The 13,473-nt window shown below is 24.6% G+C and carries 12 protein-coding genes; 10 read left to right on the top strand and 2 right to left on the bottom strand.

Annotation, left to right across the window (positions count from 1 at the left end):
- Window positions 1-47: 47 nt before the first annotated feature.
- Entirely contained in the window at window positions 48-1,094 is a 1,047-nt protein-coding gene (locus tag SGLAD_RS01675) for an alpha/beta hydrolase (protein WP_134297309.1), read from the bottom strand.
- A gap of 142 nt (window positions 1,095-1,236) precedes the next feature.
- Between SGLAD_RS01675 and SGLAD_RS01680 the strand changes: the two genes are divergently transcribed.
- The 6 genes from SGLAD_RS01680 (at window position 1,237) to SGLAD_RS01705 (ending at window position 8,511) form a co-directional block, all read left to right on the top strand.
- Entirely contained in the window at window positions 1,237-1,665 is a 429-nt protein-coding gene (locus tag SGLAD_RS01680) for a hypothetical protein (protein ID WP_134297310.1), read from the top strand.
- 139 nt (window positions 1,666-1,804) lie between these two features.
- A complete protein-coding gene (locus tag SGLAD_RS01685; RefSeq protein WP_134297311.1) occupies window positions 1,805-3,610 on the top strand; it encodes an ABC transporter ATP-binding protein in 1,806 nt (601 codons plus the stop codon).
- An 11-nt stretch (window positions 3,611-3,621) separates the two neighbouring features.
- Window positions 3,622-5,481: an ABC transporter ATP-binding protein gene (locus tag SGLAD_RS01690; RefSeq protein ID WP_134297312.1), complete on the top strand. Its 1,860-nt coding sequence runs from the start codon at window positions 3,622-3,624 to the stop codon at window positions 5,479-5,481.
- A 92-nt stretch (window positions 5,482-5,573) separates the two neighbouring features.
- On the top strand, window positions 5,574-6,329 hold the full coding sequence (locus tag SGLAD_RS01695; RefSeq protein ID WP_134297313.1) for a hypothetical protein: 756 nt from the start codon (window positions 5,574-5,576) through the stop codon (window positions 6,327-6,329).
- A gap of 97 nt (window positions 6,330-6,426) precedes the next feature.
- Entirely contained in the window at window positions 6,427-7,770 is a 1,344-nt protein-coding gene (gene ffh / locus SGLAD_RS01700; protein WP_134297314.1) for a signal recognition particle protein, read from the top strand.
- Window positions 7,771-7,791: 21 nt separating this feature from the next.
- Window positions 7,792-8,511, top strand: a complete 720-nt coding sequence (locus SGLAD_RS01705; protein ID WP_134297315.1) for an SDR family oxidoreductase — start codon at window positions 7,792-7,794, stop codon at window positions 8,509-8,511.
- A 36-nt stretch (window positions 8,512-8,547) separates the two neighbouring features.
- On the opposite strand, the gene SGLAD_RS01710 is transcribed toward SGLAD_RS01705, so the two are convergent.
- Window positions 8,548-9,498, bottom strand: a complete 951-nt coding sequence (locus tag SGLAD_RS01710; RefSeq protein ID WP_134297316.1) for a hypothetical protein — start codon at window positions 9,496-9,498, stop codon at window positions 8,548-8,550.
- 105 nt (window positions 9,499-9,603) lie between these two features.
- On the opposite strand from SGLAD_RS01710, the gene SGLAD_RS01715 reads away from it, so the two are divergent.
- The 4 genes from SGLAD_RS01715 to SGLAD_RS01730 all read left to right on the top strand — a co-directional run bounded on the left by SGLAD_RS01715 (window position 9,604) and on the right by SGLAD_RS01730 (window position 13,397).
- Window positions 9,604-10,068 (top strand): 23S rRNA (pseudouridine(1915)-N(3))-methyltransferase RlmH, encoded by a 465-nt coding sequence (locus tag SGLAD_RS01715; protein ID WP_134297317.1) that lies wholly within the window; start codon window positions 9,604-9,606, stop codon window positions 10,066-10,068.
- Window positions 10,069-10,142: 74 nt separating this feature from the next.
- On the top strand, window positions 10,143-11,096 hold the full coding sequence (gene ylqF / locus SGLAD_RS01720) for a ribosome biogenesis GTPase YlqF (RefSeq protein WP_134297318.1): 954 nt from the start codon (window positions 10,143-10,145) through the stop codon (window positions 11,094-11,096).
- Window positions 11,090-11,737 carry a ribonuclease HII gene (locus SGLAD_RS01725; RefSeq protein WP_134297319.1) on the top strand — a complete coding sequence of 216 codons (648 nt, stop codon included), beginning with the start codon at window positions 11,090-11,092 and terminating at the stop codon, window positions 11,735-11,737. The genes ylqF and SGLAD_RS01725 overlap by 7 nt, the downstream gene beginning before the upstream one ends.
- Window positions 11,715-13,397: a phospho-sugar mutase gene (locus SGLAD_RS01730; RefSeq protein WP_134297320.1), complete on the top strand. Its 1,683-nt coding sequence runs from the start codon at window positions 11,715-11,717 to the stop codon at window positions 13,395-13,397. The genes SGLAD_RS01725 and SGLAD_RS01730 overlap by 23 nt, the downstream gene beginning before the upstream one ends.
- Window positions 13,398-13,473 lie beyond the last annotated feature (76 nt).

Below are 13,473 nucleotides of genomic sequence, written 5' to 3' on the forward strand. Positions count from 1 at the left end.
TATATAAATAAAAACTTAATGAAAAATAAAAAAATAAATTTTAAATTTTAAAATTTATTTTTTGTTTCTATGAAGTTATATACTTTATTTTTATACTCTGTTTGATGATCTTGATAACATGCAGAATGTTTTGATTTTTCAAACAAAACTAATTGACTATTTTTATCTTCATCTTGATTATTTTTTAAATGATGCATAACTACACTGCAATGATAGGGTATAAATTCATCTTTTAAGCCGTGAATGTATAAAATTGGTAATTTTTTAACTCTTTCATACTTATCAAATAAACTAACTTTTGCTATATCTGATTTTGAATATCTTAAAAAGTTTCTTTTTATTCCTAATGACATAAAGTATCAAGGAATTTTTAAATATCTTTTTAAAAAGAATCTTATTTGAGGAATTGCTGAACTAAATGGACAGTCTGCAATCATCCAACTAACAGGATTTTTTTTATAATACTCTTTTGCATAATACAAACTAGTAGTTGCCCCCATACTAACACCAAGAATTCCGATTTCAACTGCTTTAAACTTTTGTTTAATTCAACTAATCATTTGATCTAAAATTTTTGCATTAGTTAATCCAAAATCACTTTTAACTCCATAAGTATTTCCATGAGCATATGCATCAAATGTTAATATATTATAACCTTTTTCATAAAAGAAGTTACAACTTCTTAAACCACTATACTTATTTCTTTTAAAACCATGCAAACCAATAACCCATTTTTTGAAATTATTATCCTTTCTTTTAACTATCAAAGCGCTTATTTTTTTTTCTTCATCTCCTAGATCTAACTCTTCAACATTATCTTTTTGTATTGCAAAATCTTTAAGTTTTCTTGCTTTAATATCATATTCAATTTGTTCTCAACTGTTTAGTTGATATCCTTCTTTAGAAATACCTGACTTTTTATATTTGAATAAATATGAAATGAATATTTTTGAGCACAAAAAACTTAAAAGCAAAACGATAGGGAAGAAAATAACCATAATAATTACTTTGTAAGGTTGATATGTATATTTTTTTAAATATTTTCAGCTTTTTTGTATTTTTTTATCTTTAAATTTTATGTTTGTATTTTTCATAAATAACACCAAAATAATTTTATAATATATAATTTAAAACTTTTTTATTTATTCTAAATTAAAAAAATTTTAGGTATTTTGAGTTATATATAAAACAATTTTTATGTAAATATGCTATAATAAAAATAACGGATGTGATTTTATGTTAATTCGTAAAGAAGAATGAGATGACTTTAAAAAAGATTTAAGTGTAATTATTTGTCAAATTGAGTGCAATAATACTTTTAAAGTCCAAAAATACATAAGTGATCACTGAAACAACCTACCAATGTGTATAAATGCAGAGTTAAAAAAATATTTTGAAGATGAAAAAAAATATGGTGGTAACAATATTGTAACTTGTTATGATTGTAAAAAAGAAATCCTTGCAGTTAGTTCACAAACTAAATCAAAAATGTTTTATATAAATATTTTTGAAGGTTTTAATAATTTAATTGATCTTAACTTTAAATCAATTATTCATATTCCATTAAAATGTGAAGCTTGTAAAAAGTGAATTTGTGGAAGTGATTTTTGTGATTGTAAATGTTTTTTTGAAGAAAATGAATGCGAATGGTTAAAAACATTATAAATAAATATTTATTAATTTTTACTTTAAACTTTTAAGGTATATAATGTTATTAATTGAGTTTTAAAAATTGTAATTAAAATCAGATTTAATATTTTAATAAAATTAAAATATTTTTTTATTGTAGAAAGGAAATTAAAATATGCAATCAATAGAAGAAAGATTAAAATTTTTTTCAAAAGATAAATTCAAAAAGTATGGCGCTCTTTTAAAAGAAGCTATAAAAGCGCATCCAAAATTATTTACATTATTTATTGTTATATCAATTCTTGATACAGCTTTATTCTCAGGAATGTCTTTTATTATCTCAAGTTTAGTAAAAAGTGTAACTAATACAGGAGGGCATTTTATTTTTGGACTAGAAGTACAATGATATCATTGAGTAGCAATTGGTTGTGCAATGGTAGTTTTATACGCAATAGTAGACTACCTTTTAAATTATACTAGTGGGATATTTACAAGATTAACTGAAATATTTGTAAGGGTTAAATGTTTAAAAACATTAACTGATGTTGATCTTAGTTTTTATTCAAAAAATCAAATCGGAAATATTATGACAAAAATTATTGGCGACTCACAAGGACTAGCTGATGGAATGAATGAATTTTTGGTTAACTTGTGTTACATAATCTTAATGTTTATTTTAATTAACGTGATTATGTTTAGTTTAGATTGAAAAATAGCATTAATTTGTTTAGCAATTTTTTCATTCTTATTTATAGTTGCATGAACAATATTTTTTAGATATCAAAAAGCTTTAATTAGATCAATTGACTTTAAACAAATAAATGATACAAATGATGTTGATAGATTAATGAACATTCGTTTAATTAAATCAAGTGGTACTGAACTAAGTGAGTATGAAAAAATAAAAATTCAAAATAGTAAATATGGTCAAAAAATTAATAAAACTGTTTGATGATCAACTATAATGATTATTTTTACAAACTTTTTTGGTTGAATTTTACCGGGTATAATAACTTTAACAATTATGTTTTTGTATAAAGACACAATGTCTGTTGCAAATATATCATCATTAATAATTTCATTTATTTCATTTATTTCAATTTTAACTGGTGCAATATTTTTATTGCCTATAATTTTAAGAGCTTTATCAAGAACTATGAACTGTAATACAAGATTGGTTTATATTTATTCACATAAATCACTTTTACAGTATGTTGATAATCCAAAAAAAATTAATACAATTGAATCAATTGAATTAAAAAACTTAGAATTTATTTATCCTGAAGCACCTGGAAAATTAATTATGCCAGAAATAAATTTTAAATTTGAAAAAGGAAAAAGTTATGCATTTGTTGGTGAAACTGGTAGTGGAAAATCAACAATTGCCAAATTATTATTAAGATTTTATGATCCTTCAAAAGGAAGTGTTTTGATAAATGGAATTGATTTAAAAGAAATTGATTTACCTTCTTATCTAAGTCATGTCGGTTATGTTGAACAAGAACCTCAAATACTATTTGGTACTGTTTTAGATAACATTAGATATGGTAATTTTGATGCAACTGATGAAGAAGTAATAGCAGCTGCTAAAAAAGCACAATTACATAACTTTATACTAGGACTTTCAGAAAAATATGACACAATTTTAGGAGAACGTGGATTTATTTTATCTGGAGGACAAAAACAAAGACTTGTTATAGCAAGAATGTTTTTAAAAAATCCTGAGTTACTAATTTTAGATGAAGCAACAAGTGCTTTAGATAATATTGTTGAAAAAGAAGTTCAATCGCAATTAGATAAATTAATTGTTGGTAGAACTACAATAGTGATTGCTCACAGATTAAGTACAATAAAAAATTGTGATCAAATAATTGTTTTAGGAAAAGATGCCGGTGGAATTATTGAAGTTGGTACTTTTGATGAATTAAAAAATTCAACTGGTCATTTTGGAAAATTATATAAAGCAGGATTAATGAGTTAGGAGGGGAAAATATGAAATATGAACAAGGTGCAAAAAGTAAAATCATGGATAAAATCCAATCTGAAAAAAGTCAAATTGGATATTTAAAAATGCTTTTTAGATATTTTAAAAGACATCCTTTTTTTGGGGTTTGAATATTTTCTTTAGCTATTATAACAAGTGGTATTGCTGTTAGTTTACCTTTAGTAATGCAAGAAATGATAACTTGTTTACAAGGTATTGATGATAAAATAACTTCAAGTTTTTTAGGTTTTCAATTTGGTTGGGAACAATGAATGTATTTGCAAATTGGAATGTATGTTGTTTTAGCATTTACTGTATTTAATTTGTATCTTGCTGTTGGAAAATTAGGAAAACGTGTAGAAGTTCATTTAAGAAATCAAACTGTAAAATCATTACTTTTACAAGATATTTCTTATTACACCGATCAAAAAATCGGAGAAATTTTAACAAGAATCGCACAAGATACTCAAATTATTGGAGATCAAACTCAATTAATTCCAACACTGGGTTTAATGGCTATTTTTAACTTTTTAGGGTCTGCTATTGTATTAACTCATATTGATTTAAGATTAGGTTTAATATCATTTGCATTTGTGTTGTTGGGAGTTTCTTCAATCTTTTTATTTATGTCAAGAGTACAAAAAAAGATGATGCAATTAAGAACTGTTATTACTTATGTTAATGGAGATATTACAGATCGTGTTGCAACTATGCGTTTAATTAAAGCTAGTGGTACAGAAGAATACGAAAAACAACGTTATTCAGATATTCATAATGAATTTTATGATGTTGTAAAAATGTTTTTTAGAAGATTTAGTTCAATATTAACTTCTGCTTTTGTTGCAGTAATGTCTGTACAACTTGTTATATTTACTTGCGCATATGTTTTTTATTCAGATGATACAAATCGATTAATTGTTGTTGCTACATCATTTGCAGCAGGTTTAGGGACAATGGTAAGTCCAATATATCAAGTTTTAAGAATTTCGTTTGGTTATTTATTAGCAAATCAATGTACAAAAAGAGTACAACTAGTAATAACTTCAAAACCGAGATTTGATCAACATTATTATGAAGGAACTGGAATAAATCTAGAACATATTGATGGAGATATAATTTTTGAAGGAGTTAAATTTGCTTATCCTGAAAAATTAGAACAAATTATTTTACCTAAATTTGACTTTAAATTTGAAAAAGGAAAAAGCTATGCATTTGTTGGAGAAACTGGTAGTGGAAAGTCAACAATATCTAGATTACTGTTAAGATTTTATGATCCAACAGAAGGTAGAATTCTAATTAATGGGAATGTTAATTTAAAAGACATAAGACTTAAATCATATTTAAATAGAGTTGGTTATGTTGAGCAAGAACCTCAAATTATGTTTGGAACAGCTAAAGAAAATATTAAATATACAAATCCAGAAGCAAGTGACGAAGAAGTAATAGAAGCTGCTAAAAAAGCTAATCTTCATGATTTAATTATGACTTGACCATTAGGGTATGACACTATCTTAGGAGAGCGTGGATTTATGCTATCTGGAGGACAAAAACAAAGACTTGTTATTGCAAGAATGTTTTTAAAAAATCCTGAGTTACTAATTTTAGATGAAGCTACAAGTGCTTTAGATAACGTTATTGAAAAAGAAATACAAGTTGAACTTGAAAAATTAATGGTTGGAAGAACAAGTGTTTCAATTGCTCACAGATTAAGTACAATAAAAAATTGTGATCAAATTATTGTTTTAGCACCTGGTCAAGGTGTTGTTCAAATGGGAACTTATGAAGAACTTAAAAAAATCCCAGGTCATTTTAAAAACTTATATGATGCAGGATTAATGAAAGTAGATAAAAAAACAGTTGCTTTATAAAAAATTACATAAATTTTTATGTAATTTTTTATTTAGTTTAATATGATATTATCTAATAAATATTAATATTTTAATTATTAAAAGAAGAAAAAATGCTTTCAATTCTTGTTTTACTTGACTCATATTCTAATTTAATTTTATTAACATTAATGATTACAATTTTTATTTTTTTAATTTCTATGTACAAGATTACTATAAAAGTTTATATAAAAGGAAACTTTACTTTATTAAAAAGTCATTTTAATAATTTATTAAACTTAGATTACTTTAATTTAATCGATAAACTTAGTATAAAAAAATATGCGTTTGTAAATGGTCTTATTACTTTAATAGCAATTTTGTTAGAATCGATTTTATTTATTTTAAAAACATTTGTAATTGAAGTTTCAAGTTATAAAATGCTATTTATAATTGTTTATATAATAAGTGTTTCTTTTTTAATGCTAATATATTTTGTTTTTATAATGTATTTTTTAGCTAAAGTTAATAAAGATTACCAATTTAGTGAACAAGAATCAGAGATATACTTTAAAGATTTATTTTTAAAATATAGCAATAAAAATTATATAAATTTAAAAATAAATACTTCATTAAACTTGTATGATCCAAATAAATTTTTAAATATTATTCAAAAAAAATTTCAAATTAAAATTAAAAAAAGTAAAAATTACAAGCAATTATTAAGTATTTTTAAAAATTATTTATATGTTAATTCTATGAATCTATCAAGAATCAATTTTAGTCTTTCTAATACTTTAATAATAGTTGGTGAAAATAAAGCAGATTTTGAAGATTATAAAGTTGCATTAATTTCTAACTTTTTGTTTTATGTAAAAAAATATAATTAATATTTTTAGTATAATTTTTTATTGAATGTAAAGTTAATTGTTTTTTTAGAAAAAAATAATAATGTTATAATAATTTAGACAAAAAAGGAGTATTTATATGGGATTTGGAGATTTTTTATCAGGACGTGTTAAAAAAAGTATAGAAAAAAATTTAAAAAAAACAACTTTAAACGAAGAAAACATCAAAGAAGTATTAAGAGAAATTAGACTAGCTTTACTTGAAGCTGACGTAAATATTGAAGTTGTTAAGAAATTTATAAGTAGAGTAGAAAAAAAAGCAGTTGGAGAGTATATTCAACAAGGTGTAAGAGCAGACCAACAAATGGTAAAACTTGTTCATGAAGAACTTGTTGAAATTTTAGGTAAAGTAAACTCTCCTTTAGAAATTAATAAAAAACCATCAATTATAATGATGGCTGGTTTACAAGGTGCTGGTAAAACAACAACAGTTGGTAAGTTAGCTTATTTATTACAAAAAAAATATAAGAAAAAAGTTTTAATGGTTGGATTAGATATTTACAGACCAGGTGCTATTGATCAATTAGTAGAACTGGGATCAAAAAATGATTTAAATACTTTTGAAAAAGGTAAACAAGATCCAGTTAAAACTGCAAAACTAGCAGTTGATTTTGCTCAAGAAAAAGGTTATGACGTTATAATATTAGATACAGCTGGACGTTTACAAATTGATCAACAATTAATGAAAGAATTAAAAGAAATTAGAAAAGCAGTTTCTCCTCAAGAAATATTATTAACTGTTGATGGTATGACAGGTCAAGATATTATTAATGTAAGTCAAGAATTCAACTCACAACTAAAACTTAGTGGGGTTATTGTTACTAAATTAGATGGTGACGCAAGAGGGGGAGCTACCCTATCAATAACTGATATTACAAAATTACCAATTAAATTTATTGGAGAAGGTGAAGGGATTTCTGCTCTTGCAGAATTTCACCCTAAACGTATGGCAGATCGTATTCTTGGAATGGGTGATGTTGAAACATTGTTTGAAAAAGCAGTAGATGTTGTTGACCAAAGAACAATGGAAAAAACAATGAAAAGAATGTTTGCTGGTCAATTTGATTTAGAAGATTTAAGAAACCAACTTGAACAATTATCAAAGATGGGTAGTTTGGGTGGTCTTATGAAAATGATGCCAGGAATGAATGGTAAAATTTCTGATCAACAACTTGAACAAGCTCAAAAACGCTTATTTGTTGCAAATGTTTTAATGAGTTCGATGACTATTAAAGAAAGAAGAGACCCAAAAGTATTAAAAGCACCAAATCGTAAAAAAAGAATTTTAAAAGGTTCAGGTAGAACTGAAAAAGAATATAATGAACTATTAAATCAATTTGATAAAGGTAAAAAACAAGTTTTGGAAATGGCAAAGCAACTTAAGTCTGGAAGAATGCCTAACATGGGAGGATTTAGACTTTAATTAAAGTTTAATTTAAAAGATATGAAAAAATTAATTGTTATAACAGGTGCTTCATCTGGAATCGGAAAAGAACTAGCGATAAAATTTGCTAATGAAGGATTTCCTTTGTTGTTACTTGCAAGAAGAGTAAAACTTATTGAAGAATTAAATTTAAAAAATGCAATTTGTAAATCTGTTGATGTGAGAAATTATGAAGATTTTAAAAACGCTATTAATGAAGCGCAAAATATTTATGGCAAAGTAGATTGTTTGATTAATAATGCAGGTATTATGCCTCTAGATAAAATTTTTAATCTAAGTTTAGATACACAATATGATATGGTTGATATAAATATCAAAGGTGTATTAAATGGAATGAATGTTGTTATTAATGATATGAAAGATGCAAATGCTGGAACCATTATTAATGTAAGTAGTGTTGCCGGAAGATGAACTAGTGAAAACAGAGTGGTGTATAACGGTACAAAATTTGGAGTTCATGCAATAAGTGAATCTGCCAGAAAAGAACTTGCTCCATACAACGTAAGAATATTAACTATTGCACCAGCATTAGTAGATACTGATTTAATTTCAACTACAACAAACGAAGAAGTATTAAATAACTACCATAATTTCAAAAAAAACTTAAAAGGAGGATTAAGTGCAAAACAGGTTGCTGAAGTAATCTATTATGCATATTCTTTACCTCAAAATGTTTCTTTAAAAGAAATAGTATTATCTGATACTAAACAAGTTGTATAAAAAAGCTAGATATAAATTTATATCTAGCTTTTTATATTATTTTATTTTCTTTTTTAACTCTAAAACATTTTGCTTATTTTTTTTAGTTTCAACATCCTGAGCTTTTTTAAATGCTTCATCTTCTTGCTTAATAGCTAATATTTTTCTATTAGCTTCTTCAATTGATTTTTGAGTTAGTTCAAGTTCAAGTCTTCTTTTTTCTGCAGCCTTAATCTTACTTCATATTCCTAATTTCATTGCATCGCTCATTAATAAAATAACAACAATTGCAACATGGAATAAATCTTCTATTACCCTTGAAGTATGTCTTTTTTCTTTATCACTTAAATCTGAAGGTTTATAGCTTTCTAGCAAACTAACTTCTTTAAAGTAATTTGTTGCAAAATCAACACCAAACTTTTGAAATACAATTGCTTCACCAGCGCGTAAAAATAATGCTAAACTGTGAAATAGTCTTAATCTAGTTTCAACATCCTGAGGTGTTGCTGCTCTAAACTGACTAATGATATTATTTAATCTATCATCATGATATTGTTCTTCAATTTCTTCTATAATTACTCTTGATCCTCTACTTACAAGTTTAAGAACAGTTTTTTTATCAGCTAAATCAGCTTCAATAAATTTGTAATTCATTGCACTAATGTATTTTTTGATACGTAAAGGTAATATATACATATCATATGCAATATATTCTGAATATCTTCATTTTCTTGCAACTATTTGTGTAACTATGTTATAAACAATTTCTAAAATTGTTAAGTTTAATACTCTTTCACTTATTTTAAATTCTAATTTATTTAATCTTAATAATTGAAAATACTCATACCCATAATATTCCATACTAATCATATTAAAGTAAGTTTGAATTGATGAGTTATTCATAATTGCAGAGTATGAAAATTGAATATCTGGTACTAATGCGTCAATAATATTTTCAAACTGTGGTCTAAAGTCAAGAACAGATTGAAATTGTTTTTTTTCAGCCATGTTATTAATCCTCCAAAATCTTATTTAAAATTATTTTACCATAATTTTAAGGTTTTTATATCCTAAAATAGTATATGATTAACATAGAAAAAAAGGTTTAAAAAAATGAAATTAATAATATTTTATTTTAATAAAATAACAAAAGAATATAAAGAAATTTTTGAATATTATTTTAAAAAACTGATAAAAAATATAAATATCAATATTATTGAATTAGAAGAATATTCAAAAGCTGATTTTGTGTCAAATCAATTAAAAAACGAGGAATTGATAAATAAAAAAATTAAAGATTTTAAAGATTTTGAACTATTTTTACTAGATATTAATTCTAAACAGTACACATCAATAGAATTTGCAAAAATTATTGAAAATAATAAAAATTTTAAAAGCGCAAAAATTGGTTTTATAATTGGTCCAAGTGATGGTTTTAGTAATGAGTTTAAAAAAAACTTTAATAAAAAAATAAGTTTTGGAAATTTAACACTTCCACACCAATTGGTAAGAATTATATTATTAGAACAAATTTATCGAGCTTTTAAAATAATTAACAATGAGCCTTATCATAAGTAACTTATTAATAGTTTTAAAAATTTTATGTAATTTAAAAAAATATAGTTAAAATATGTTTAGTGAGGTGCAATATAATGGAAAAAGCACATTTTAATTGATTTCCAGGTCATATGAATAAATCAATTAAAGAAATTGAAGAAAAAATTAAAATTGTAGATTTAGTAATAGAAATAGTAGATGCAAGAGCACCATTTTCAACTCAAAACCCATTACTTAGAAAAGTTTTATCAAAAAGGCCAAGATTGATTTTACTATCAAAGTGTGATTTAGCAGATGATTCTGTAACAGAATCATGGATAAATTATTTTAAACAAAATGGTGATCAAACTTATACAATTAAAAATAAACAACAAAACATTTATAATGATGTTTTAAAATTAATTAATTTAATGACTAAAGAAAAACAATTAAGAGATATAAGTAAAGGAATTGAAAAACCACAACTTAATGTTTTAGTTGTAGGAATTCCAAATGTAGGAAAATCAACAACTATTGCAAGATTATCTAAAGGCAAACAATTAAAAATAGGTAATAAGCCTGGAGTTACAAGAGGTATGCAAAGAATAATAATGTCTGAAAATATAACTCTAATAGATACACCTGGAATTTTGCCTGCTAAATTTGAAAATGAAACAATTGCTTGTAATTGTGCAGCTACTAACTCAATTAAAATTGAAGTTGTTCCAAAAGAAAGATTTGCAACTAAATTAATGCGCTATATTTACAATAGTTATCCATCATTAATTGAAAATAAATATAAAATTACAAAAAATGTTTTAAGACCAATAAATTATGATGATACTTTTAAAATATTTGAAGAAATCGCAAAAAGAAATAAATATATCATTCTTGATGATGTAGCAGATGTAGAAAGAGCTATTGCATTATTTATTAATGATTTAATAAATAATAATTTTGGAAAAATCTCATTTGAAAAACCAATTGAAATTGATAAAACAAGTCATTCATCAATGGATGAAATTGATCTTGAAGAAACAATAGAAAGTGATTTAACAGTTGAATGATAGATGACAATATTCGTTATGAATTTGATAAAAATATCAAACTTCAATATAATGCTGAATTAATTTCTGGAAGTGATGAAGTTGGTAGAGGAGCTATGGCAGGTCCAATAGTTGTTGCAAGTGTTATTTTAAAAAATAATTATTTTAATCCTTTAATAAAAGATTCAAAATTAATAATAGAAAAACAAAGAGAAATTCTTTATGAAGAAATTATAAAAAATTCAGTTTGTTATTCAATTAAAGTGTATGATTCAAAAATTGTTGATAAATTAAATCCTAAACAAACTAGTGTTTTAGGGATGCGAGAATCAATACAAGACTTAAAAATAAAACCACAACTATGTTTAGTTGATGGAGAAAATATTAATTTAAAAGATTATCAAGTATTAAAAATTATTAAAGGAGATTATTTAAGCCAAACAATTGGTGCTGCAAGTATTCTTGCAAAAGTATTTAGAGATAATTTAATGAAAGAGTATGACAAAATATATCAAGGATATAACTTTTTTAAACATAAAGGTTATTGTACAAAAGAGCATATACAAAAAGTAAAAGAACTAGGAATATTAGATATTCATAGATTAAGTTATAAACCAGTTGCTGAAATCAAGGAGACTCAAAATGAATTTTGACAAGACAAATAATACATATTTAAAATGAATTAATAACAATAATTTAGATGAAGAAATAAAGAATTTATTAAGTATTGCTAGTGATGAAGAGTTAAACGCAGCATTTAATTTAAAATTAGAATTTGGAACAGCTGGTATAAGAGGAATTCTTGGTGCAGGACCTGGAAGATTTAACATTTATACAATTAAACAAGTTACAATTAGTTATGCAAAATTACTAATTTCAAAATATCCAAATGAGTTAAATAGGGGAGTTGTCATTGGTCATGACAACCGCCATAATTCTGCAAAGTTTGCTAATATTGCAGCAGAAATTCTTACAAGTTTTGGTATTAAAGCATATTTATTTGAAGAAAATAAAATGAAACCAACCCCAGTTGTTTCTTTTGCAACAAAAGATTTAAATGCAATCGGAGGTATTATAATTACTGCAAGTCATAATCCAGCTGCATATAATGGTTATAAAATTTATGATGAAAACGGTTGCCAATTAATTGATAGCGAAACTGAAATAATTGCTAAATATATGGATGCAATTGAGGATGTATTAGATTGAACTTATAAAGTAGATTTAAGTTTATTAAAAACCGTAGATCAAAAAGTTATTAATAATTACAATAAAATGATTGAAAATCTTCAATTTTATAAAAATGAAAATAGAGATAATTTCAAAATTATTTTTTCTGCAGTTAATGGGACTGGAACAGAATTTACACCACCCTTATTAAAATCTTTTGGTTATGAAATTATTGAAGTAGAAGAACACTCTTTTGAAGATGAAACTTTTAAAAATGTTGGTAACCCAAACCCAGAATTTGAACCTGCTTGAAAAATTCCATTAGAATATGGACAAAAAAATAAAGATGCATCAATAATAATATTACAAGATCCTGATGCTGATCGAATCGGTTGTGCAATAAATCATAATGGAGAATGAATTAGATTGGATGGTAATCAAACTGGTCCAATTTTAATTGAATGAAAACTTAGTCAGATGCAAAAACATAACTTATTACCAGAAAATCCTGCAATGTATTCAAGTTTTGTAACTAGTGATTTAGGAGATAGAATTGCTATAGAAACTTATGGTGTAAAAGTTATTAAAACATTAACTGGATTTAAATGAATGGGATCAGAAATTTTAAAAGAACCAAAAAGAGGATTAAACTTTGTTTTTGCTTATGAAGAAAGTTATGGATATGTTATTGATTCTTCAACAAGAGATAAAGACGGTATTCAAGCAGCAACAATGCTTGTAGAAGCTGCGTGATATTATAAAAAACAAGGAAAAACTTTAATTGATGTTTTAAACGAAATTTATGATAAATATGGTTATTATTACACTTATACCGAAAACTTAAACTTTAAACCTGAAGAAATTAAATCTAAAATTGATCCAATTATGAAAAAATTAAGAAGAGAAAATTTTAATATTATTGGAGATTTAGAATTAAATTATGTAGAAGACTATATCGGTGGCTTATTTAATATGCCAGGACAAAATTTATTAAAATTTTACTTTAATGATGGTAGTTGAATTGCTATTAGACCAAGCGGCACAGAACCTAAAATAAAAATTTATTATGTTGTTGTTGATAAAACAAAGAACTTAGCTGAACAAAAATGTAATATGCTTATAAAAAATTTAAACGAGATACTTGAAATTAATTAAAATTTTTAATTAATTTTTTTATTTTTTGTATTTTTTTCTTTTATTTAAACGATTTATTAATTGGGAGGAAATTATA

The sequence above is a fragment of the Spiroplasma gladiatoris genome (assembly GCF_004379335.1).
GTDB classification, from domain to species: domain Bacteria; phylum Bacillota_I; class Bacilli_A; order Mycoplasmatales; family Mycoplasmataceae; genus Spiroplasma_A; species Spiroplasma_A gladiatoris.